Source organism: Paenibacillus hexagrammi (assembly GCF_021513275.1).
In the GTDB taxonomy this organism is placed as follows: Bacteria; Bacillota; Bacilli; order Paenibacillales; family NBRC-103111; genus Paenibacillus_E; species Paenibacillus_E hexagrammi.
In genome coordinates, this window is the sequence record NZ_CP090978.1 from 430147 (window position 1) to 453467 (window position 23321).

Consider the following 23321-nt stretch of genomic DNA (forward strand, 5'->3'; position numbering starts at 1 on the left):
AAGTTTCAGTAGCTTTTCTCCGAGTGCTGTTGACATTTTGTTATTCGATTGAAATAAAAGCTTCTAAGGTGATAACCAAACTGTCAAAGGCAACCGCTACGCTTCTCCGAAAACTACTGAGCTCTTCATTCCAGCTTATCAACACTCTCAGGACCTGACGCTTACATGTCAGGTCCCTTTTTGCTGCTAATTCAATGTGACAAGCCTAGCATAGTCCTCATGTCCTCTTGAGCGCTGCCGATCAGCTTCAATCCGAATTTTTCGACCAGCACGTTTAATACGCCTTCGCTTACGAATTCCGGCGGCTTAGGTCCGATGCGGATATCTTGAATGCCTAAGCTGAACAAGCCGAGAAGGATCGCTACTGCTTTTTGCTCGAACCAAGACAGGACAATGCTCACCGGCAGATCATTGACACTGCAGCCGAATGCATCGGCCAGTGCCAGGGCGATTTTAACGGTGGACCCGGAATTGTTGCATTGGCCCAAGTCGATATACCGGGGAATCGAAGTACCTGGAACCGTTCCGTAATCGACGTCATTAAAACGGAATTTGCCGCAAGAGGTGGTGAGAATGACCGTTTCAGGAGGCAAGGAGGTAGCCAGTTCCCTATAATATTCGCCTCCCGTGCCAGGTGCATCGCAGCCCGCGATGACGAAGAAGCGTTTGATTTTGCCGTCTTTGACGGCTTGAATGATTTCAGGCGCCAATCCGATGACCGTTTCGTGGTGGAATCCAGTGGTCAGGACCTGATCGGATTCCATATTCGCTTCCGGCAAAGACAGTGCTTTCTCGATTAAGGGGGAGAAGTCTTCGCCAACAATTTTCGTTACGCCCTCGAGTCCAGCGACTTCGTAGGAGAAGAAGCGATCCGCATAGGTTCCCTTAATCGGCATGACGCAATTCGTAGTCGCTAGAATGGCGCCCGGGAATTTTTCAAAAAGACGACGTTGGTCAAACCAGGCCTTGCCGATATTTCCTTTGAGATGGCTATACTTCTTCAGCTCCGGATAGCCGTGGGCAGGCAGCATTTCCGAGTGGGTGTAAATATTGATGGCTTTGCCATCCGTTTGCTTTAGCAATTCCTCAAGCGCATATAGATTATGACCGGTGACAACGATACATTTTCCTTCAATTTTATTCTGGGAAACGACGACCGGCTGCGGGATGCCGAAATGAGTCGTATGTGCACGATCCAGAACATCCATAATTTTGACTGCAGCAGAGCCGACTTTCATGGCCATATCTAGATGCTCCTGCAGGTTGAAATTGGAGTTCGTCAATGTCAGATAGAGCGCTTCATGCGTAATTTTGTCTACTTCAGGATCTGTATAGCCAAGCTGCCTTGCATGCGTTGCATAAGCGGCGATCCCTTTTAAAGCAAAGATCATCGTATCTTGAAGGCTTGCGATAGTCTCATCTTTTCCACATACCCCAACCACTTTACATCCGCCCGCAGGCGTTTGTTCACATTGATAACAGAACATCTCACACATCTCCCCATCTGGTAATGGGTCCATTATATAGGGCGGCAGTTCGGCGATATGTGATTCTTGTCACACCTGCAACGGGCTTCTCATAACCTTCACGATTTGTTCTTTTCATCGCCACATTTTTTGCCCAGATGAACTTCACAGGCGGGAGCTATGGCTAATTACTTGTTCCCTAACACAGCTGCTCTTTCCTGGAATCCTTCTATAACTTCTTTCGGTATTTCCCTAATTTTGATATCGCCGCCTAAGAAAAGCAGCCAATTCGTAATTTCGGCCAATTCGTCTGGAGAATGAACATGGACGTACGTCTTTACAATAGCCGTAGTCTGAAAAGGATTCGTATAGGAAAGTGTAATGTTTAAGGGATGGTACTTTTTGAATTGAGCAATCGCCTTGGGACCAAGCTCGACAACCAGGTTGATGGCTTTCTCCTGCTTGCTTAGCCGCTCTGCAATCTTCTTATTGCTTAACCTTTTTTTCTCGGGGTATGGTTTGACATCGGTGAGATTATCGACGGGAATGATCCGCCTCTTTTCCTCCTTCAGGTCGAAGCCTTCGATTTGCCAAGAGCTTTTTTCACGATATAGGCGCAAGAGATAGACGGAATAGGACTTGATCTCCCTTCCTTCTTCTAAGGAAATCACTAAGTAGCGGTCTACAAGAAGAGTTTGAATGAATTGTTCTAACATAGGATGGGGAAGGTCTGACAAATCAAGGAGGTCAGGATTGTAGGGATTGGTACCTTCGAAGAGCAAGATTTGATTTAACAGGACAAGATCATCCTGCTGGTTTTGAGAGATGAGACCGAGTAGTTTTTCCGCTAAAGAGTGGCGGCTCTTGAGGTAAGGAAGCTGTAAATTTCGTGTGGCCATGAAGGCGATAAAAAGGGCTTTAATCTCATTATCAGTAAATCTGACAGTGGGCAGGACAGAGTTTTTCATCACAAAATAACCCCCGTCCCTCCCGACTTCGGCGACTAGCGGCATTCCCATCGCTTCAATTTCCCTGATATCTCGAATCGCCGTCGAACGGGAAATGTGAAACTCTTGCATGATTTCCGAAATGGTAAAATGAGCGCGGTTGTTGATGTACCGCATGATGATGTTAATCCGTTCTACTTTTTTCATCGTAACCTCTAAACAGTATCATTTTTTGACATGATTAGTGATTATTATAAACCTATCAAGTAGAAAAACAAAATGACTTAAAGAAATTAAAGAGGAGGCTTGATGTCAAATACACGAGACTAAAGGAGGAATAGGAATGAGTACGAGTACCGGCAGTGAAAAAAATCGCAGAGGTTGTAACCCGCCCTATTGGGAGAATAATCGCTTATTGGACCGTCACCATATTTCTTGCGATCTCTATATCATTAAGCGGTATTGGGCAATTGATGCGATTTGGTGGTAATGTGGATGTAGTGACGCATATAGGCTTTCCGCTATACATCACAAACATTCTTGGAGCTTGGAAATTGCTTGGAGTCATTGCGATCGTCATACCAGGTTTTCCGCGGCTTAAGGAGTGGGCTTACAGCGGCATCTTTTTTCTAATGACGGGTGCGGCCTTATCTCATGCGTTCGCTCATGATTACGGCGATGGTGGATTTCATATGATTCTTCCACTCTTCTATGCCGCGCTTGCTATCGCGTCTTGGGCGCTGCGTCCGAAAAGCCGCAAACTTTTTTAAACAGTATCATATTTTGACATGATTTAAGGTTATGATAGACCTATCAAGTGAAATACAAATCAAATTCATCCATTCAAAAAAGGAGCTGGGATCATGGCAACGTACACTTTTGAGGAAAAAGACAGCTTTATCGTTCTTGGTATTGGAACAGAGCTGAAAAGCAATTACACGGATTATGCAGGCATGAACAAGGAGAAGGAAACCTTTTGGCGGACAGTGGAGCAGGATGGAAGGCTTGACACGTTAAAGGCTGTAGCCGCGAACAACTACATCTTTGCTGTAAACGAAGCGGTGAATCACAAGATGATGTATTACGCCGGCGTCATGACAGAAGCATCAATACCGGAAGAACACAGAGTGATCCAATTCCCTAAGGGACAATACCTCGTCGTTAAAGGTGAGGGGAGGACGGCTGATGAGCTCAGTAGTATGCTTACTGGCGTTGCTTTTGGCCAAGTCCTGCCGACAGTTGATCAATACGCCTATGTTGGCGGGCCCAATGCAACCGTTGAGATGGGACAGCGGGACGGCCTCATATATGGGGAGATGTGGATTCCGGTTGTAGAGAAGTAAACGGGATCAGTAGGAGGAATGTGGAATGTCCACGATCGTTGATTTTAAACATGTATCTACGGTTGGTCTGGAATCTTCACCAGTAGCGGAAACGCTAGCAGGGCTGCGGGCGAATGAAGCCCGGTACTTTATGAACAAATACAAGCACGAATTTACGGTCGTGCCAGCTAGTGAAAGCCAGGAGACACTTGCATATGTGCAACGAGTTTTAAAAGAAGAACGCGGTATTGAGTTTGCGGCCAAACCCTTAGAAACATCGCGTTTTCAAGTCGAAAATATCAAGTGGGCCTTCGTCTTTTATGAGGATGGTCTAGTGGTCAACGTGCTGTATACGGTGGATGACCCTAAGAAGCGAGCCGTTGGATTTAAGCTATCTGAGGGGATGGAAGTACCTAAGGAGCTGGAGGAAAAGAAGTTCAAGTTTGCAAGACAGAAGTCCAAGCTGGCTGGGACGATTCGAGGTTCTTTCTTCGTGATTAAAAGAGAATATTGAAGCAATGAACGCCCCTTAGATTGGATCGGTTGCCGAGAAGGCTAGTCCGATATCTATTCTAAGGGGCGTATTTCACACCCTTTTGGGTGTTTTTTATTTGCAATAAATTTGCCGATGGAATGATCGGTGAACCGGGCTTAAATCATGGCGATAGTATTGGGATAGCAACGATGATTAACGTAGCTGTTGCACACCTTTGAACCATACAGATTTGATTGACAAGGTATCCGAGATGTTGGTTGTCGGATCACCGTTTACTAACACAAGGTCAGCTCGCGCACCTTCAGCTATACGGCCGCGATCGTGAAGAGCAAAGCGGCGTGCTGGTTTCGCGGTAGCCGATTGAAGCGCTTCTATCGGAGAGAAACCTGCCTTCACCAGCAATTGCATTTCATGATGGACGCTGGCTCCATGAGCAAGACCGCCAAGATTCGGAACAGGAACCGGAGCGACATCCGTCCCGACAAGAATATCAACTCCGGCACGGTGAAGGTCCATCACATTCTTAAAGCTGTTCTCCATATTGCCTTGTGGAAACGTGTTGAAACTGGAGTTCAAGATATCGATCCAATCCGGACTTAATTTGGAATGAACACGCGGATCATTCGCCAATTCCGATGCCGGATTTCCAATAATCGATGAATTCAACACCAAGCACGGTATGACAAAAGCGCCTGAAGCCGCTATGGATTTCACCAAATCGGACGTGTACTCAGGTCTGTCGACAAACAAGTGGCCCAAACCGTCGACTCCAAAATCGATGGCCTCTTGCGATGAACGAGCCGTCAAAACGTGAGCGATGACCAACTTATCGAACTTGTGGGCTTCTGTCACGGCCGTTTTCAGAATCTCGTCGCTTAGTACGGGCAGGCCAGGTGCGCCCATGACCGTGCCTTCTTCAATCATGATTTTAATATAGTCGGCTCCATGTTCCACTTGCGTATGCACATGTTTAATCGCCTCTTCCACCGTCGTCACTTGCGGTATTTCATCGTGATCGTGAGCGTAAGCAGCCAACATTGCTTCCCGGTCTTCCTCCGTTAATTTCTCCAGTTCCTTTAATACGAATTCCGGTATTTCATCTCCATCCGGCAGTAATTCATCTGGGTGTCCGCCCGGAGCGGTGATCGCAGTGCCAGCAGAACGGACGTCTGCGACGTCATGGACATGTTTTAACTGAATCTCGCGTCCTCTTCTAGTAAAATCGCCGTTCATTTCGAGTTCTGTTGTAACCCCGAATTGTAAGGCATCTCGTAATCCTCCGATTGAGGTATGGACATGTGCATCAATGAGACCAGGCATTAGAGTCGCATTTTCACCATTGATCACCGTTGCATCGGCCGGAATGTCTCCGCCCACTGAAATAATGTATTCCCCTTTAATGACAACAGATCTGGGCGTAATCATTTGATCTCCATCAAAGATATGTACATTGGTAATCGCCGTAGCTTGCTCTATCAGAGTATTTTGAGTTGCTTTCTCCATTCGAATTCCTCCTAAATGTTCGTTACTTAATGATTCGAAGTATAACTGTTAGAAAACTAACTGTCAATAAACTAATATTAGTTTGACATAATGGCTTGCCCTCTGTATAGTTTACTTACTTACAGTTAGTTTTCTAACAATATGGGGAGGTACGATCATGAAGCCTCGCAAGGATACGCCTTATCTGGATTTGTTTCAGATTATTGGCCTTAAGTTAAAGAAAAAAGCGGACGATAGCATAAAAGAGTTAGGATTAAACGCTCAACAAGGGAAAATAATTAGCTATATTTACGAGAATCAAGACAAGGAATTAATTCAGAGGGATCTTGCCGATCGGTTTCATCTGCGCGGGGCTAGCATTACAAGTATGCTTCAAGGTCTTGAGCAAAGAGGATTTATCGAGCGTAAAATCCCAGCCAATAATGAACGGCAAAAAAATATTTATGTGTTACCCAAAGCCGTTGAATTGATTGAAGACTTTAATGAGTCTTTCCAAAAGGTGGAGGACGAAATCGTTCAAGTCCTTACCGAAGAAGAGAAGCATACCTTAAAGGAATTGTTGATTAGAATTAATGAACGATTATGATTGTGATGGGAATCTGACCCGAAGTTCACCAGCACGAATGTAGTGTCGTTTGAAACACACCTGTTCGGGATTAAGCGTGAAAAGCACTCTGGGGCATTAGCCTTTAAGGGTGCTTTTTCTGTCGGTGTAAAGGTTAAGGATATGGTAAAATGGACATAGCTATTTTCTAGTCGGGGAACGGAGTGAATGAGATGGACAACCAGACGGATATCTTGATATACCAGACCGAAGATGGAAAAACTAAGATTGATGTAAAAATGGAGAACGGTACAGTCTGGATGACACAAAAGGCGATTGCAGAATTGTATCAGAAGGGTGTAAACACAATAAATGAACATATAAAGAACATTTACGAAGAAAGTGAATTGAACGAAGAAGCAACTATTCGGAAAAACCGAATAGTTCAAACTGAAGGGCAGCGTCAAGTCGAACGAGAAGTATCATTCTATAACCTTGAAATGATAATTGCCATCGGATACCGCGTCCGCTCGCACAGAGGTACGCAGTTCAGGAAGTGGGCAACAGAACGGCTCAATGAATACCTCGTCAAAGGCTTTACAATGGATGATGACCGCTTGAAGGATATGCGTAATTTCGGACAAGACTATTTTGATGAATTGCTCCAGCGTATCCGAGATATCCGTGCATCAGAGAAGAGGTTTTACCGTAAAATCACGGATATCTATGCTACGTCCATCGATTACGATTCACAAGCAGACTTGTCTAAAGAGTTCTTCGCTACTGTTCAGAACAAACTGCATTTTGCTATTCACGGACATACAGCAGCTGAATTAATCGCGGATCGTGCCGATGCGGAGAAGGATAATATGGGACTCACAAGTTGGAAGGGTGATAAAGTACGAAAGTCCGATGTTACTATCGCAAAAAAATACTTATCCGACAAGGAAATGCAGTCCTTGAACCGTATCGTAACCATGTATTTGGACTATGCAGAAGACCAAGCGGAACGACAAAACCCAATGTACATGAAAGATTGGATTGAAAAGCTGAACTCATTCTTAAAATTTAATGAACGTGAAATTCTTACCAATGCAGGGAAGGTATCACAAGAAGTTGCCGAGAAATTAGCATTTAATCAATATGAGAAGTACAACAATAAACGTATTGAAATGCAAAATAATCAAGAGGATGACTTCACCAAATTTATTAATAAAAATCGTTTAAAATAAAAGCAATGCAAATTCTTGATTAAACGCCAACAGCGGCAGCCTAAGACTTGTTTCTTCAAGTCACGGCCTGCCGCTGTTTTTTTCATGGCTTAGTCTAATGCTTTACTTTCATGGAACGCCGATTTGGTTTGGCGAAGTCGGAGACCCCCGGTATGGACGTATCGGTGCGAAGCAGCTTCCCAGGCAGCAAGAGCTGCATAGTGGTTCCTTTGCCGAGCTCTGTTTTTTCTACTGTGATTTTACCACCGTGCTTTTGCAGAACGGCATAACAGTAGCTCAAACCTAGTCCGTAGCTGTGTGCGCTTTTCTTCGTGGAGAAGAATGGGGCGAATACCCGGCTCGCATTCTCTTCGGATATCCCCTGCCCATTATCCTGAACTGTGATCAGGAGCTTGCTGCCAAGCGTTCGCGCTTGAATGCGGATGACGGCTTTTTGCCCGGCAGGAACGGCTTCAAAGGCATTCAGAAGCAGGTTATTCAGTACTTCCTTCATATGGGTGTGGTCACAGGTCAGCCAGCCGTCGACCGATAGTTCCACTCGCAGCTCCAGCCGATCCCCGGCTAATGTCTTAATGGCATCCGCTGCGCCGTCGATCAGATGGCCGAGCCTTTGTTCACGAGGCTCCAGCCGAATTTCCTCGGCCTTATCTCGAATTCGGTTCACCATCTCCAGCAGATGATCGGTGACCGTATCGATGCTTTGTAGTGCCGCGGCCGCTGTTTCGGTTCGATTTTGCTCCAAGCTGGTCAGGGCTCGGGTGTTCAGATAGCGAATCTTTTGAAGCTCATTTTTAATCGTGTGATTCAGAATTTGTGTGCCCTTCGTCATATTCTGCATGGAATAATCGTTGCGCTGCTCCTCGATTCGCAGCTTGATCCCCATAAAGCCGTACTTGATGGAATAAAAGATAAAGAAAAGGACAATCCACAATATGATAAAGGAATTATATTTCCAGGCCCCGTTGCTCTCGATGTTAAAATAACCGTGCTCCATCACAATTTGCTGCATGCCGAGGAAATCCGATACATAGGACCCCATCACGGCGGAAGATAAGACAAACGCGGTACGGATCCGATTGCGCTTAATGTAAGGGTCCTGCTCTCGGATACAGGAGATCAAATAGATGATGCTTGAAGCGATGAAATAGAAGCCGTTCATCCATCTAACATCTGAGATATCAAGGTGGAAAGGCAGCGTCCAGTCTGCTGTGCGCATCACTTGGACTCCAACAGGAAGGAACAACAGAACAGCAGCGGGGGCTCTCCATCGTTTGGGCACCCAATCGGCAAAGTAGAGCGAGCAGATAAAAAAGCAAAAATTGATTCCATACCAATAGGCGATAAAGAAGGGAATGGCTATTTGCTCGATCAGGAGTGCTCCATCGTCAGTGAGGAAGGAAAGGTGCTTGAAATACGGAATAATCGTTGTGGGGATCGATACCGCAAAGCTGGCGCTTCCGCCAATGAAGAACGAAAAGCTCAGCCATTGATAGTAAAAGTCATGGGATTTCTTCATGAGGACCATGACACTGATGCTCCATAACGTTAGAAACATCAAAATATAGAGAAGGATAGTAGTCAACTCCTGGCGGAATAGGATGGATTATTGAACGTGGGTTGTTTTCATTATTTTCTCTATTTTACCTAAATCCAGGGGTTCGTGGAAGTGCATAATTCACATTTTGCAGCAAAGGGGAAAATAAATTTTTAGCAGGCTGCCGCCTTCCGTACAACGCGATGCTTCCAGCGCGAGGTACGGAAGATGTATGACAGTCGTCAGCCATGCCAAGGTTTTACCATGTTACTTACTCGGCGTATAAAGACCGGAAAGCTGAACGCCTTGCCCAAAGCCGCTTTCGCCTTGTTCCGTTACTTGAATCGTACCGTCATGATTAAATTCAAAGATCAAATCATAGGCAGGGGATTCCGTGCTGTATTCAGCATTCCTTCCAAAAATTTTTACCGTCGTATCATCAATAGTTCCTGTGTGAACATTACCATTTTGAATTCCGGCATCACCGCCAACAGCATGGGTGGCCATCACGCTAAAGGTGACGCTGTCCGCGTCCATTTTTTTGATTTGGATTGTGGAGGTATCATACTTGTCAGAGCCTTGCTTCGTAAATGTGCGGCCCGCAAATTGGCTGGCATCAACGACCTTTAGCGGGCTTTCGTACATAGAAGCGGCAATCTCTTCAATTTGCTTATGACTGAGTGACAAGTCCTCCGATTTCATCGTGATGTTAACGTCACCAAACGGGAAGCTAAGATTTCCATCCTTCATCCAATAGGCTTTCGTTCCATTGGCGAGCGTTACGTTCTGCTCTACATCATCGGGTATCAGGTAATAGCTTCGGCCCTGCCCAATCGTGAGATGCTTATACTTTAGCCAACAGCCGCCATCTACATCATCGTAGCCTGCTTCCAGAAATGCATCGCCTTTCACCAGCTTGGCCGGCAAATTGGCCGTAAACCAAAAGGTCTTTTGAATGTCTTTGAGCTGATCATCGGTATAGGAGAAGGATACCACCGGCGACTCGTGGCTGACACCGTCAATCATTTGGCCAATCCATACTTTCTTATTCGCGTCATCATAATCTACAGGCTGGTCCAGGGCATTCGCTAAAGCTCTTAGCGGTACATAGGTGCTGCCCTGATAAGTAATCGGGACAAGGGCTTGGTCAGTATCCGGATCGACGGGCGGTTGCCATGCTTTGCCGTTGATTTCGAATGTAATGGTGTGGTTGAGATAGGCCTTGATTTCCTCCAAATTGCTCGCCGCATAGGCAGCAGCCGTACCGCCTAAAATCATGCCGCAGGTCAAAGCGGCCAAAGCAACGGACTTCATTTTCAAGATCAATCACCCTTTTCTCAGTTATAGTTGACTTATCTTATACGTGAAAATCCGAGTATTTGTTGCTTGTTAGAATAAAAGTAAATGATGTAAATATTTGTTTGAGAAAACAAAATGCCCAAATCTCTAGGGGCTTGAGAGTTGGGCATGATTTACGTCAACGATTTTTTCGTCGTCGTTTCACGAAGATAGCTGCAATAAGGACGACAACACTTATAAGGATAGCAAGTACAAGAAATGTGGAGAAATGACCCACTATAAAGTAGCTGTCGTGATAGGAGTAGTCTTCATTGGCTACTATCAAAGGATTATACCTCCTCAGCGTGAAATCCGTTAATCTAAAGCTTTCTTGGCAACACGGAACCAATGGTCCAGCCATGCAGGCCAATGCTCTATACACCAGCAAATCTGTCTGAGAAGCAGGTAGGATAAGTAAATGGATGCTACATCTTTCCCTACATGTCTCTCGGCAGCTTGTTTAAGCTGGTTCCAAGCTTTCGAATCCGGCTCTGTGTAGAGCATCAAGGTAAGTAGATCAAATGTACAATCACCTGCGCACGGAAACTGCCAATCCACTACACCGCTTAGCTGCCCCTCATGTACTAATAGGTTTTGATGATGGAAATCAAAATGAACGATGTCTGTTGTTCGATAAGTGTGTCTGTCATACGTGTACATCACGTTCTGTAAAACGATTAACAATTCGGCAGTCGCTGAAGAGAAGTGAAGGAGCGGTTGATGGGAACAAAATTCACTCTCACCATAAATAACAGCGTTCACGATCCGTTCAGGCCAATGGCTAGATTTAACTTGGTCTCTTTGCAGCTCATTAATCTCCAGTATGCGAGGGAGATGCACAGGCAAATTCTCAGGTGGACATAGTGTTCCCGCAAGCTTCTCTTGTATGGAGTAACTCCATCCATCAGTATGACCGATATGGGTGTATAGAGGAAGCGGATAGCCCTTCCGTTTAAGCTCACTGGTGTAGGCTGCGGCTTCGTCTAATCTTGATGTAAGCTCAGCGGAATGTCCCCACTTCAGAACAAACTCATTTCCTGCATGATCTTGAATCGTAAAAGCACCTTGTGTGCCTTGTTTGAATTTAGATACCAGTTGAAAAGAAGTGTCCTCTTTCTCGTTGATCATATTTAGAAGGCTGGCAAGATCCATGGATGCTGTTCCTCCTTGGTAGAGATCGATATGTGCTGATAGTCTTAATCATAGAATCATTGATTCCAAAGCGCCATCAAAATCCGATTAACGATAGCAATAATAGCAAAGGCCAGAGTCAGTCTGATATGTCCGCTGAAGGAAAGTGCGGCAAAAGCGGAAGAGAAGATGATAAGTTCAATGATGAATCGGAGGGGGTCTGATACGGCGAAGGTAGCTTTAGGAGCGACAAACATTCCCCAGAGTACGGCTGCGGCTAAGGGGGCGCCTAACCCGAGAGCTATTTTCAGCAGGATGCCTTTACTAGTAGTAAAACCCCAATATCCAAGGGAAGCGAGGATACAAAGCTCGAGTAGAAACCGTAATCCAAGGTTGGACATTTTGATGACCATGTACATGGTAGAATCATCCTTTCTTTATACAAAAAAACTAAATATATAAGTATATTAACTAATAATATTAGTTTCATCAAGTGGGAAATAAAAAAGCAGTCACAGACCCCTTACTGGGGATACTGGACTGCCTCATATAGAAGCTGTATACCATTACATAGCGGTTTCTTGCGTTTGCTGAACAACATTGCGGGAGGAGGTGCCTGTCAATCTTTCATAAGGGAAGACTTGGCGAACCGGCGCAATAATGAGTGCAGCTACAACTGCTTTGATCGCATCTCCAAGTAAAAAAGGATAGCAGCCTGCTGTCATGGCCTTAGCGAATGTATAAGTTGGAACCTTGTACATCAACCATGGAACTCCAGATAGGTACATGATCAGCGATCCGAAAATCTCAAGAACGAGGAAAGTGGCAATAAAACCGACTGCTCCTTTCATTTGAATGCGCGGTATGAGAAGTCCGATAATCAGGGCGCAGAACGGCCAGATCATGATAAAACCGCCGGTAGGTCCTAGGATGACGCTCATCCCGCCGGTACCGTGCAGCATCGGGAAGCCAATCGCGGTCAGAACAACGACAAGCATCATACTGAGGAAGCCGTATCTGGCTCCAAGAAGTCCTCCTGCTAGCATGACGGCTAGGGTCTGTAAAGTAATGGGAACCGGTGAAAACCCTAACGGAATGGTAACAAAGCTGAATAATACGAGAAGTGCCGCAAATAATGCGCTGAAAACAATGCCTCGGAGTGTGAGTTTCATATTGTCCATCTCTCCTAATTCTGATATTCTTATTGTTAATATAATGTCAACTTAATAGTTAACAATTCGGTTGACAATCAGGATTATAGCACAAGCTTTTCAAAAGGGGAAGGAACTTTTTCCATATGTCTGATAGAGCGGCAATAGCCTTACATAAAGCCTCCGTAGCCTATAGAGTGGAGTCGGGACAAGCCAAACAGGTTTGGTCGGATATCTCTATGAACATTCTGCGAGGAGATTGGGTGGCAGTAGTAGGAAGGAACGGAAGCGGGAAAAGCACATTAGCCAGCGTTTTACTAGAATTATGTCCTTTATCAAGCGGGCAGCTTCTGAAAGACAGGGAGGGTCTGACGATCAGAGGGGTCCTGCAGATTCCAGACACTCAGTTTGTCGGAGATACCGTGGAGGAGGAGCTGCAGCATATTCCGCTTGCTGAAGATATTTCCGCTGAAGCGAGGAAAATGAAATACGAAGAGGTGCTGAGCCGCGTGGGGCTGCAAGTACCGGTAGGCCGCCTGCTCGCTAGTCTATCCGGCGGTCAAAAGCAGCTGGTCAACATAGCTGCGGCTTTAGCCGCGGAGCCGGACATCTTGGTGCTTGACGAGCCTACGGCGATGCTCGATCCTGCAGCCAGACATGATGTGCTGCGTGCAGTGAAAGAGGCTCATCAGAGGGGAACCACGATCGTGTGGATTACACATAGAATGGAAGAGGTCGCTGAGGCAAGCCGTGTGGTTGCTTTCGGGGAGGGCAGGATTGCTTATGATGGCTGTCCGAAGGAGTTTTTCTACGGTCAATCTTCAGGGCCTGCATGTGGAAAATCCGAGTTGAGCCAATCTGCGGGTACGATTCATGAAGGTATTCTGCCTCCTTATCAAAGGCTCGGTGTGGAGCCGCCTTTTGTTGTTCAAACGGCGCTGCTCTTGATGGATCAGGGATGGGAGCTTCATCCGCTTCCCTTATGTGCCGAAGAACTTGCTGAGGCGGTGAAGATGCTATGAGCATACGACTGCACAATGTGGAAGTGAACGCGCCAGATAACAAGAACAAGAAGCTGCTGAAGCAGATGGATATTACCTTGGAAAAGGGGAGTATTACGCTGCTCGTCGGCCATACAGGATCGGGCAAATCCACGCTGCTGCAGGTGCTGGCGGGAATAGTGGAGCCGGACTCGGGCGCTATTTATTTGGATGAGCAGCCTATGTGGCATAAAGGCAAGGTGGCTCCGTCCTTGCTATTGAGGCTTGGATTGACGTTCCAGTTCCCGGAGCAGCAGCTTTTTGCCCGCAGCGTAGAGCAGGAGTTTCTGTATTCTCTTCGGCCGTATCGGCTAAGCGCAGAAGAGCGGGAGCGCCGCATCCGCGCAGCGTGCGCGGAATTTGATCCAGACGGCGTCTTCGCCATGGAGCGGTCGCCGTTCTCACTCAGCGGCGGCCAGCAGCGCAGGCTCGCGCTGGCCACGACCTTCGCAGCCGCCCCGGACTGGCTGCTCATGGACGAGCCGACCGCCGGCATGGAAGCGGCGGCGGTCGGCGACCTGCTCCGGCTGATCCGCCGGAGCGAGAGACCCATGGGCGGCTATGTCATAGCCACCCATGATTTGGACACGTTCCTGCCCTTGGCGGATCGTGTGATCGTGCTCGCCGGCGGCGCCGTCGCAGCAGACGGCACGCCGGAGGCGGTCTGCCGCCGGCCGGAGCTGCTGCAGGCAGCCGGCGTAGGGCTGCCCAGCTGCGCGGAAGCAGCTCAGGCGCTGGAGCGTATCGGCGGAATCGTGATTCCGCCCGATACGCTCACGCCTGAGCGCGCAGCTGCAGCGATCGCGGAAGCGCTGCGGGCGCGCACTTCCGCAGGGGCAGCAGCGCAGCCTGCAAGCATGGCTGCGCTCGCAGGAGCTGGCAGCCCGACATGGGCGGCTGCCGCGTGTGGGTCTGCTGCGCTGGCCGCTCCGGCAGCTGCAGCTCCGGCGGCATCGCCCGGCGCAGCGAACGCGCAGCCGCACGCAGCCGCACCGCTGAGCCCGCCTTTTGAAGCAAACGCTGCGATAATCGCCGATATGCCTTCGGCAACACCTGACGTTTTCCGCGCCGCACCATGTGCTGAAGCCTCGCCATCTTCGCCCGGTCCATCAAACGTGCAGCCATCTGCTGCCGATTCATCGGTACTGCCGAGAGCAGCCTCTCCGCTGTCATCGGCCGGCCCATCGGGTGCGATGCCGTCCACTGACACCTCGCCGAAATCACTCGGCGCAGCATCCGTCCAAGCAGAAGAAGATGCACTTCCGCCTCGAGCGGCTTGGCATCGCGTGGACCCCCGCGCCAAATGGATGCTCTATGTGCTGCTGGTCATCGCAGCGATGCTGCAGCATCACTGGACAGGGCTTGCGGCCGCAGCTGTTCCGGTGCTGCTTGGGTTCATCGGTCTGCCGCGTATGGTGATTCGCGGGGGCGTGAAAGTTGCGCGGTCATTTGTAATCTTCATGATCGTATCTGTCGCGTTAGCCGGGCTGCAAATTTCATTCGAACCCAGCCCGTTTACGCTGGGCTTCGATACGCAGCGTGCGGCGGAAACCGTACTGAATGTATCCCGGCTGCTGCTGGTGGTCGTTGCGGGCTATTGGTTTGCGGTGACAACACCTTACGGACAAATGGTCCAAGGGCTCGGCTGGGTGCTGAAATATTTGAAAAAGGTAAAAATCCCCGTGGATTCCTTTGCTTTGGCTGTTTCTTTGATTTTCCGCTTTTTACCGCTTATTTTAAGAGAATGGCAAAGGTTCTCCACGATTGTCCGCGCCCGGGGAAAAGCATCGCTGCGCCCTGGCGCTGTCCGTATGCGGGATATTCCTGCGCTGGTTGTGCCGCTCCTGCTGTCTTTGTTCTATAAGGCGGAGGAGATGACCATGGCGATGGAATTGAAACGTATGGGCGGACAGCCTTTGACGGCTCAGAAGCATATGCTGAACTGGGCTAAGAGAGATACGGTCACCGTGCTTGCAGGTGTGGTTTGCTTTATTTTACTTGCCATTTGGTCTGGCAGATGATGAACTTGACACTATGAATGAATACAACGCTTTACTGAAAAAAGCTGCGGAAACTTCCGAACGCTTCACTCCGTTATATGGATAGTCTCAGGGGCCGATCCTCCATCATTCTTCGATGATGAGGGAACGGCCCCTTTAAGGCATCGGGAAGCGGCTCTTTTTGTAATTCCTGCAGAGCCGCACGATCCGCTCCGTGCTCCTTTAGATAAGCGAAAAGCAACTCAGACTTTTCTTCATAAAGCTTATAGGAGCTTGCGAATGGGTAGTCACCGCATGCCATCTCCGGGTACATCGAATCTCTCCTTTTCCTACAGGTCTCAGGATCAATGCGCTGTGCGTTCAGAAACTCGAATGAAGCACGATACTCCAAAAGCAATTAGCAAAAGCATAGCCAGCGCTTCAAAAGCTGCCAAACCGCTGCCCGTTTTCAGAGCATTCAATGCGATTAGCGGCCCTACCGATGCCCCGATAAACAGCACCAGCGAATACACCGTAACGGCAGCGCCGCGTCTAGCTCCCGCAAGCATTCCTACAAGGGAAATCAATGTAGGGATGATGACGGATATGCCGGCAATATATAGGATGCTGACGACGATTAATACGGGCAGCGACGTGCAAAAACCGATGAAGCCCAGTCCAGCTGCAGCAAGCAAAAGTCCGGCTTGCAGCACGGTCTTCATGCCAAATTTCGCGACCAATTGCCCTGCGAATGGCGACAAGACCATTCCAATGAGTCCCATAGCCCGCACCTGCAGAAGCTGTGCAGCAGTGAGTTCAAAGGGGGCTTTCATCAAGTAACTCCCGAAAATCGTGTACATGCCGACAAGCGATAGCAGGACAGTCACGCAGATCAAATAACAGAGAGTCAGCGGTTTGTAGAGAAATACCTCAGGCAGCTGCTTGTATAAAGCAGCCAACCCCGTTTTCGTGTGGAACGCGTGTCCTCTGGGGATCAGCTTGCCTAACAGCAAGGCGGAAATAAGCACGAATCCCCCGTGAAGATAAAACACATAGTTCCAGCCCCAGTACTCACTGACCGCACTGCTGAACAGCTGTCCGGCGATGGCCGAGACAAGAAATCCGGTGCTGATGAATCCTACTGCCGTCACTCTCCGTTCCGCGGGGAACCTCTCAACAACATAGGCAATTACAGATGGCGCAAAAGTCGCTGAGGCTAAGCCTTGCAGGGCACGAAGCGCGACCAGGACGGATAGACTCGGAGCAAGACCGAGCAGAGGCGTGATGATAAATAATGCCAGCAGGCCAAAAAACATCATAGGCCACCGGCCGAACCGATCGGACAATGGCCCGAACACGAGAAAGCCAAGTGCGTAGGCGAGTGAAAAAGCGCTGCTGGTCCACGCCGCATCAGCTGGCGACACGTGAAAAACGCCAGCCAACACGGGACCCATGGGAAGGGTAACGTATAACCCCGATACGACCACTAGGGCGCACCAGACGAAGATGGCAGTTAGCATGGAGTATCGTGGTGTCGAGGGATGACTTACTTGTAGAGCGTGATCTGTCATGGCAAACATCCTTTCGAGAAGAGGGTTCAATAGCAATTCTGTAACTTATTATAGTTTGCTTACTACCTCGATGTTTGCCTGTTCCCTTACACTTCTTGCCTGATCCTCCAGAAACCGCTAATGATGGACTGCTGAGTGATTTCGCAAATACGCTAGCCAAATCAACTTCAATCAAGCTCGGCAGCAGAGTGGAGATGGAGACAGTCTTTTCGATATTGGCTGCATGCTGACATCTGCGATACGATCAGTTCCTTGCTTGAGGCTGCTGCCGCATTTGCACGATATCTCTTCGGGGCGGATTCCCGAAGAAGCGGCTGTAATCTCTGCTGAATTGTGAGGCGCTTACATACCCTACGAGCTGGCATGCGGTCGACGCATCCATGGAACCGGAGACCATGAGACGCCTTGCTTCATGAAGACGCAGCGCTTTTTGGTATTGCAGCGGGCTCAAGGATGTGACGGCTTTAAAATGCTCGTGAAAGGAGGATTCACTCATGTGGACCTGTTCAGCCAGCTCCGCGACCTTCATTTGCAGGGAGAAATTTTCACGGAGCCATACTATGGCCTTCACTACTCGCTGTACGCTTGATTCCGCAAAGCCGGTTTCGGCGACATGTATGCCGATCGGGCTGCGCAAAACTCGGATCAAGATCTCATCTAAGATGAGAGGGGCCAAGAGTTCAGCATCATGAGGCTGGGTGATGCACTCTAGCAGTCTTTTCGCCGCATTCATCATGCGGAGGTCAGCATCCCCGACGTAACCTGCGCGACGCTTTTGAACGGGAGGAATACCTTGCGGGAACACCTTGAGAACCAGCTCGGCGATTCGATTAAGATCAAGCTCCAATCGTATGGCGAGAAAGGGCTCGCCGGGGGCGGCATGCACGGAATTTGTAGCAATCGGCAGGGCTACAGGAAGCAGGAGTATTTGCGATTTTGCGATGCGGTAGGTTTCTTGTCCTGCTGTAATGGTCTTCGCTCCTTGTGCAACAAGAAGTAAAGAGGGTGTATAGAAAGTTTTGATAGTAGTGTTATTCATTTGTGAATAACGGCTGATGTACAGTCCCGGAATACCAGGCTGAGACACACCGTCATGTGGCGCATAGGTGTTGGCCAAATGCGCAAGTCGGGCCGCTTCTAGTTCAATGGATTCATCAGCTGCCCCGTCCTTTCGTGCAACTGCACGATCTTCAATTACTCCCATTCTTCCATGAACCTCCTTTACCGTCTTAACATCTCGACCTTCGATTATTTGATTTGTCCGATGGAGATGCTGACTCTGTAGTTGCCGTAATGCAGAAGCTCATCAAGGAATTGATTTAACTCGGTCGATGATCGCACGCGAACCCTGATCCAGTAACAGCCTTCACCGCTGACACGATGGGTCTCTACGACCTGCTCGTGAGCATTCACGTAACTTTGGAAGTCCTGATGAGCCGTGCTGGATTTCATAAATACCGCGATAAAGGCTTGAACGGTTAAGCCTATCTTTTCCGGGTTCCAGCGAAGGGTGTATCCTTCGATGACCCTAAGATCCTGAAGCCTTCGTACTCTTGCGCCGACAGCCTGACCTGTGAGGTGCACCATGTGTCCGATTTCTTTATGGGTCAGAGAGCTATTCTCCAGCAGGATTTGCAAAATGCGAGTGTCCGTCTCATCGAGGGTAGCAGGATTCATCTAGGCTTAATTCCTTTCATTTTGAAAATAAAACGGCAGGATCTGTTTCACCGGGTTGTATGCATGTGCCGCCATGCTTTTTTATAATTGTAACAGATCGAAAGTAAGCAGAGAGAGGTGTTTTATAGTGAATATTCAATTGGTGCGGCATGCGACATTATGGGTGGAATATGCGGGGCTGCGTCTTTTGGTGGACCCTATGTTCAGCGACGCCAAGGCGAATCCGCCTATCGTGAATTCGGCGAATCTACATAGAAATCCTTTGGTGGCTTTGCCATCCGATCGGCAGCAGTGGTTGGAGCCGGATGCTGTGCTCGTCACGCATCTCCATCAGGATCATTGGGACAAAGCTGCTTCTTCAAGCCTGCTGAAATCGGTCCCTATCTTTTGTCAGCCAGGAGATGAAAGGAACTTCATGGAGGATGGCTTCACATCCGTTACAGCAGTGGATCAGAGCCTTACGTTTCAGTGTATTACGATCAGTCGAACAGACGGGCAACATGGAACAGGTCTGATCGGACAAAAGATGGGCAAAGTGTCTGGGTTTGTTTTGCAATCTGACGCGGAGCCGACCGTCTATGTGGCAGGTGACACCATTTGGTGCGAGGAGGTTAAGGCTGCATTGGATGCCTATCATCCGGATGTTACCGTTGTCAACGCAGGTGGAGCGCGGTTTCTTATCGGTGAGCCGATTACGATGGATGAAGAAGATGTCATTCATGTATGCCGCTATGCGCCGTATACCAAGGTCATCGCCGTGCATATGGATGCCATTAACCACTGCCTAGTAACGAGGAGTGATCTCAGGCAAGGTTTACAGCAAGCGGGTTTATCGGAGCAAGTATTGATTCCGGAAGATGGTGAATGGGTTGAGACAGCCAATCCTAGATAAGGGCATACACATCGATAGCGATCCGGCAAGGGTGGATATGCCGCTAGTTTACCGCTATTTGCATGAACAGATGTACTGGGCAAAGTCGCTTACCTTGGAGCAATTTGAGCGTGCCGTCCAGCATTCAGCGGTAGTGTTCGGACTCTATGATGAAGTGAATGGGGGCCGGCAGGTCGGGTTTGCAAGAGTGATCTCGGATTGTGCTACATTTGCCTATCTCACCGATGTATTCATATTGGAGGAATACCGGGAAAAAGGTCTTTCGCGCAAGCTCATGGAGGCTGTATTAGCACACCCGAAGCTGCAAGGACTGCGGCGGTTTCTTCTTGTTACTGAAGACGCCGGCGGCCTGTATGCCAAATTCGGTTTTCAGCCCTTGCAGGATGGCTCGCATTGGATGCAGATTTTTCAAGAATAATGTAGAAGCGAAATTAGGGTTTGTGCCTGAAATCTTAAATAGCGTCAGCCTTGGATGAATCGTCCTAGACTGGCTCCCCTGCTGCAAATTGGGTCCACTTTCATGCAACGCAGCTCCCCTCTCGCTCGTATGACTTATATCTGCCGGTAATCAGCAGTGCGCATTGGACCGGTTCGTCGAACATGAGGGAGATGTTTGAAATGGATATGGGCTTTACGCTTTACGAAGAACAGACGATAAAATCGCTCAGACGTTGGAAGATCCGAATGTTAAAAGAACCCGGAATGATGGAAAAAGCGTCTAAATCCGTTTCGGCTCGCATAAATAAAATGATACCGGAGCAGGTGCACAAAACGATCACAGCAACGGTGAAAGGGATGTTCCAGACGACACTGTTCGGCATGGATTACATGCCCCGGAGCGAGCCCCTTGCAGAGGCATCTCTCGCTCAAAGCGATGCCAGAGCGGAGGAGCTGCTCTCGCTATATAAGAAGATCGCCGCCGCTGAAGGTGCAGGCACAGGTGCCGGAGGAATTTTGCTCGGGCTGGCGGATTTTCCGATCTTGATCGGTATCAAGATGAAATTTTTGTTTGAGCTCGCGCACGCTTACGGATATTCAACGCAGGATTATCGGGAGCGGTTGTTTCTTTTGTACGTATTTCAGCTGGCCTTTTCCAGTCAAAGCAAGAAGCCTGAGCTCTTGTCAGCGATTGGGGCATGGGACCAAACAAGGGGCTCACTCCCCCCGTCCTCCTCGTATATGCAGCATGTCGACTGGCTGCAATTGCAGCAGGAGTACCGGGATACGCTCGATTTACGTAAGCTGCTGCAGCTGGTGCCGGGCATTGGTGCGATTGTAGGAGCATGGGCGAATTACGGACTGCTGGAGGAGCTGGGCGAGGTGGGCATGAATTGCTTTCGAATGAGAAAGCTGCAGGACAAAGAGAAGATGTTCTCAACTAAATAAGCAGGCTAAAGTGAATGTGGGAAGAGACGTACTTTCGATGAAAAGGGGCCCGGCTAGGAATATGAAGCAGTCAGGGCTTCTCCCTTGCAAGTATTTGTGAATATTTTCACAACATACATGGTGAAGAAGGGAGCTAGGAATATGGCGGACTGTTCGGGAGGTTTTTTCGTCTTTAAGGACGATGAAGTCGTTTATCCTTGTACATGAAGAAATAGGCTTTTTGAAGGAGAGGATATGATGGCCAAGACACCGAGAATTGTGATCCTGGGAGCAGGCTATGGCGGTATAGTCACTTCGATCAGGCTCCAGAAGAAGCTCAGAGCCGGAGAAGCTGAGGTCACGCTAGTCAATAAGCACGTTTACCATTACATGACTACGCATCTGCATATGCCTGCCGCGGGTACCGATCACCATGACAATGCGCGCGTTCGAATCGCCGATTTAATTGACGAACGGAAGATTCATTTTATTAAATCTACGGTGCAGAGAGTTGATCCCGTGCATAAACGGGTGATCCTCGAGGATCAGACGCTGGAGTATGATTATTTGGTGATTGGCTTGGGCAGCGAAGCGGAGACCTTCGGTATTCCGGGCTTAAAGGAATATGCGATGTCGATCAAAAGCATCAACAGCGTTCGGTTCATTCGCCAGCATGTAGAGTACATGTTTGCCAAGTATAAAATGGAGCCGCAGCGCAAGGACTACTTAACCTTCGTCGTAGGCGGAGCCGGGTTTACGGGAACCGAATTTGTAGGAGAGCTTGCCGATCGTATACCTGTGCTGTGCCGCTGCTACGATGTAGATCCTTCTCTGGTTCGGATTATCAATGTGGATGCTTCGCCGGCTGCGTTACCGCCTGATATGCCTGTTGATCTTGTGGAATACGGAATGGACGTTATGCGCCGCAAAGGCGTCCAATATAAGCTGTCCACGCCGATTCGGGAATGCACGCCGGAGGGAGTTCTGCTCGGGGACGGCCATTTTATTCGAGCGGCTACGGTGATTTGGTCAGGCGGGGTTCGGGGGAATTCTCTGCTGGAGAAGGCGGGCTTTGAGGTTCAACGAGGACGTGTGCGGGTAGACGATTGCCTTCGCTCTCCGCAGTTTCCCCATGTATTCATCATCGGTGATTGCTCGATGGTGATGAGTCCCGAGGGAACTCCTTATCCGGCCAATGCGCAGATTGCGGTGCAGCAGGGCTATAATGTGGCGAGAAATCTGGTCTGTTCGGTACGAATGCGTCCTATGCAGCCTTTTGATTATGACTATAAGGGCACCGTAGCTTCGCTTGGCCGAGGGGAGGCCGTCGGGCTTCTGAAAGTCAAGAAGGTGAAGGGCCGCAAGGCAGCCTTGCTGAAAAAGCTCATTGACGCGCGATATTTATATCTCATAGGCGGCATTCCCCTCGTGTGGAAGAAAATGATCTTTAAACAAGGAGCAATTTCTGGGAATCATCATGTATGGATGTAGCGAAGGAATCTGTTCCATTCACCAGACAGGCCGCAGCCGCTGAGGGAATTCTCCTGCATGTATGTTTAGGATGATATGGCTCAAATCGGACTTGATATGCTCCAAACGCTCTGAGCCGATTATGGCAGCCCACTGCTGTTCGATTTCCTTGTAAAAGGCTTCTCTGGCATGTATGAGCTGCCATCCGCGTTCGGTCAATACGATGATCTTGCCTCTCCCGTCCTTCGGGTGCTGGCGTCTTGCGACATACTCGTGCTGTTCCAAATAGTCGATCATCTGGCTGACCGCTTGCTTGGTTATGCCCAGATGCTCGGCTATTTCCATGCCGGTCGCGCCGTCCGGATTGATACGTTGAAATAAGAATCCGTGGGCAGGCCTTATATCGTCAAAGCCTAAAGCATCCAGACGTTGATGAAGTTCATGAATAATCGCGCTGAATGACATGGATAGAAGTGCTGCTAAATCAGTTTGTAGGGGCAGATCATGTGCCATAAGTGATCACCTTTCGAATCAATAAGTTTGGGATGCGGGTGTAAAGCGCACGTTTATTATAAGTCCAGTTAAGTAGTCAAATCAATTGACTATTTTAGCAAAGTTGAGGGGTGTGAGGGTTACTTATTACTATATAGTCCATTCTTTGAC

Annotated in this window: 24 protein-coding genes; 11 read left to right on the forward strand and 13 right to left on the reverse strand. The window is 48.6% G+C overall.

Translation table 11 applies throughout. The annotated features are described in order from the left end of the window. Positions 1-191 precede the first annotated feature (191 nt). Positions 192-1487, reverse strand: a complete 1296-nt coding sequence (gene hcp / locus L0M14_RS01920) for a hydroxylamine reductase (protein ID WP_235120412.1) — start codon at positions 1485-1487, stop codon at positions 192-194. Between the two features lie 167 nt (positions 1488-1654). Next, entirely contained in the window at positions 1655-2620 is a 966-nt protein-coding gene (locus tag L0M14_RS01925; RefSeq protein WP_235120413.1) for a helix-turn-helix transcriptional regulator, read from the reverse strand. 155 nt (positions 2621-2775) lie between these two features. Here L0M14_RS01925 and L0M14_RS01930 point away from each other — a divergent pair, with 155 nt between their 5' ends. From L0M14_RS01930 to L0M14_RS01940, 3 genes are all read left to right on the forward strand, one after another. Continuing rightward, the gene (locus L0M14_RS01930; protein WP_235120414.1) at positions 2776-3183 is read left to right on the forward strand and encodes a DoxX family protein; all 408 of its coding nucleotides are present in this window, start codon (positions 2776-2778) and stop codon (positions 3181-3183) included. A 93-nt stretch (positions 3184-3276) separates the two neighbouring features. Further along, positions 3277-3756, forward strand: a complete 480-nt coding sequence (locus L0M14_RS01935) for a GyrI-like domain-containing protein (protein ID WP_235120415.1) — start codon at positions 3277-3279, stop codon at positions 3754-3756. A 25-nt stretch (positions 3757-3781) separates the two neighbouring features. Then, positions 3782-4249, forward strand: a complete 468-nt coding sequence (locus L0M14_RS01940; protein ID WP_235120416.1) for a phage tail protein — start codon at positions 3782-3784, stop codon at positions 4247-4249. 174 nt (positions 4250-4423) lie between these two features. On the opposite strand, the gene L0M14_RS01945 is transcribed toward L0M14_RS01940, so the two are convergent. After that, positions 4424-5734: an amidohydrolase family protein gene (locus L0M14_RS01945; protein WP_235120417.1), complete on the reverse strand. Its 1311-nt coding sequence runs from the start codon at positions 5732-5734 to the stop codon at positions 4424-4426. Positions 5735-5891: 157 nt separating this feature from the next. Between L0M14_RS01945 and L0M14_RS01950 the strand changes: the two genes are divergently transcribed. Beyond that, positions 5892-6320, forward strand: coding sequence for a MarR family winged helix-turn-helix transcriptional regulator (locus L0M14_RS01950; protein WP_235120418.1), 429 nt, complete (start codon positions 5892-5894; stop codon positions 6318-6320). A 191-nt stretch (positions 6321-6511) separates the two neighbouring features. Then, positions 6512-7510 (forward strand): virulence RhuM family protein, encoded by a 999-nt coding sequence (locus tag L0M14_RS01955; protein ID WP_235120419.1) that lies wholly within the window; start codon positions 6512-6514, stop codon positions 7508-7510. 94 nt (positions 7511-7604) lie between these two features. Here L0M14_RS01955 and L0M14_RS01960 read toward each other — a convergent pair whose 3' ends face one another. The 5 genes from L0M14_RS01960 to L0M14_RS01980 form a co-directional block, all read right to left on the reverse strand. Then, entirely contained in the window at positions 7605-9035 is a 1431-nt protein-coding gene (locus L0M14_RS01960; protein WP_235120420.1) for a sensor histidine kinase, read from the reverse strand. Between the two features lie 276 nt (positions 9036-9311). Next, positions 9312-10358 (reverse strand): stalk domain-containing protein, encoded by a 1047-nt coding sequence (locus L0M14_RS01965; protein WP_405031022.1) that lies wholly within the window; start codon positions 10356-10358, stop codon positions 9312-9314. 339 nt (positions 10359-10697) lie between these two features. Then, positions 10698-11534 (reverse strand): aminoglycoside phosphotransferase family protein, encoded by an 837-nt coding sequence (locus L0M14_RS01970; protein ID WP_235120422.1) that lies wholly within the window; start codon positions 11532-11534, stop codon positions 10698-10700. A 56-nt stretch (positions 11535-11590) separates the two neighbouring features. Then, positions 11591-11932 (reverse strand): YrdB family protein, encoded by a 342-nt coding sequence (locus L0M14_RS01975; protein ID WP_235120423.1) that lies wholly within the window; start codon positions 11930-11932, stop codon positions 11591-11593. Positions 11933-12079: 147 nt separating this feature from the next. Then, positions 12080-12685 carry a biotin transporter BioY gene (locus L0M14_RS01980; RefSeq protein WP_235120424.1) on the reverse strand — a complete coding sequence of 202 codons (606 nt, stop codon included), beginning with the start codon at positions 12683-12685 and terminating at the stop codon, positions 12080-12082. Between the two features lie 125 nt (positions 12686-12810). Here L0M14_RS01980 and L0M14_RS01985 point away from each other — a divergent pair, with 125 nt between their 5' ends. Next, on the forward strand, positions 12811-13686 hold the full coding sequence (locus L0M14_RS01985) for an ATP-binding cassette domain-containing protein (protein ID WP_235120425.1): 876 nt from the start codon (positions 12811-12813) through the stop codon (positions 13684-13686). After that, positions 13683-15725: an ATP-binding cassette domain-containing protein gene (locus L0M14_RS01990; RefSeq protein ID WP_235120426.1), complete on the forward strand. Its 2043-nt coding sequence runs from the start codon at positions 13683-13685 to the stop codon at positions 15723-15725. The genes L0M14_RS01985 and L0M14_RS01990 overlap by 4 nt, the downstream gene beginning before the upstream one ends. A 73-nt stretch (positions 15726-15798) precedes the next feature. Here the strand turns inward: L0M14_RS01990 and L0M14_RS01995 are convergent, their stop codons facing one another. The 4 genes from L0M14_RS01995 to L0M14_RS02010 form a co-directional block, all read right to left on the reverse strand. Further along, a complete protein-coding gene (locus L0M14_RS01995; protein WP_235120427.1) occupies positions 15799-16017 on the reverse strand; it encodes a hypothetical protein in 219 nt (72 codons plus the stop codon). Positions 16018-16048: 31 nt separating this feature from the next. Continuing rightward, positions 16049-17254 (reverse strand): MFS transporter, encoded by a 1206-nt coding sequence (locus tag L0M14_RS02000; protein WP_235120428.1) that lies wholly within the window; start codon positions 17252-17254, stop codon positions 16049-16051. 244 nt (positions 17255-17498) lie between these two features. Continuing rightward, positions 17499-18458 carry an AraC family transcriptional regulator gene (locus L0M14_RS02005; RefSeq protein ID WP_235120429.1) on the reverse strand — a complete coding sequence of 320 codons (960 nt, stop codon included), beginning with the start codon at positions 18456-18458 and terminating at the stop codon, positions 17499-17501. A gap of 44 nt (positions 18459-18502) precedes the next feature. After that, the gene (locus tag L0M14_RS02010) at positions 18503-18931 is read right to left on the reverse strand and encodes an Lrp/AsnC family transcriptional regulator (protein ID WP_235120430.1); all 429 of its coding nucleotides are present in this window, start codon (positions 18929-18931) and stop codon (positions 18503-18505) included. A gap of 127 nt (positions 18932-19058) precedes the next feature. On the opposite strand from L0M14_RS02010, the gene L0M14_RS02015 reads away from it, so the two are divergent. The 4 genes from L0M14_RS02015 (at position 19059) to L0M14_RS02030 (ending at position 22679) form a co-directional block, all read left to right on the forward strand. Then, positions 19059-19823, forward strand: coding sequence for an MBL fold metallo-hydrolase (locus L0M14_RS02015; RefSeq protein WP_235120431.1), 765 nt, complete (start codon positions 19059-19061; stop codon positions 19821-19823). Next, entirely contained in the window at positions 19801-20241 is a 441-nt protein-coding gene (locus tag L0M14_RS02020; protein ID WP_235120432.1) for a GNAT family N-acetyltransferase, read from the forward strand. The genes L0M14_RS02015 and L0M14_RS02020 overlap by 23 nt, the downstream gene beginning before the upstream one ends. Positions 20242-20441: 200 nt before the next feature. Beyond that, positions 20442-21209, forward strand: coding sequence for an EcsC family protein (locus L0M14_RS02025; RefSeq protein ID WP_235120433.1), 768 nt, complete (start codon positions 20442-20444; stop codon positions 21207-21209). Positions 21210-21446: 237 nt separating this feature from the next. Continuing rightward, positions 21447-22679, forward strand: a complete 1233-nt coding sequence (locus tag L0M14_RS02030; protein WP_235120434.1) for an NAD(P)/FAD-dependent oxidoreductase — start codon at positions 21447-21449, stop codon at positions 22677-22679. An 18-nt stretch (positions 22680-22697) separates the two neighbouring features. Here L0M14_RS02030 and L0M14_RS02035 read toward each other — a convergent pair whose 3' ends face one another. Next, the gene (locus L0M14_RS02035; protein WP_235120435.1) at positions 22698-23171 is read right to left on the reverse strand and encodes a MarR family winged helix-turn-helix transcriptional regulator; all 474 of its coding nucleotides are present in this window, start codon (positions 23169-23171) and stop codon (positions 22698-22700) included. Between the last annotated feature and the right edge of the window lie 150 nt (positions 23172-23321).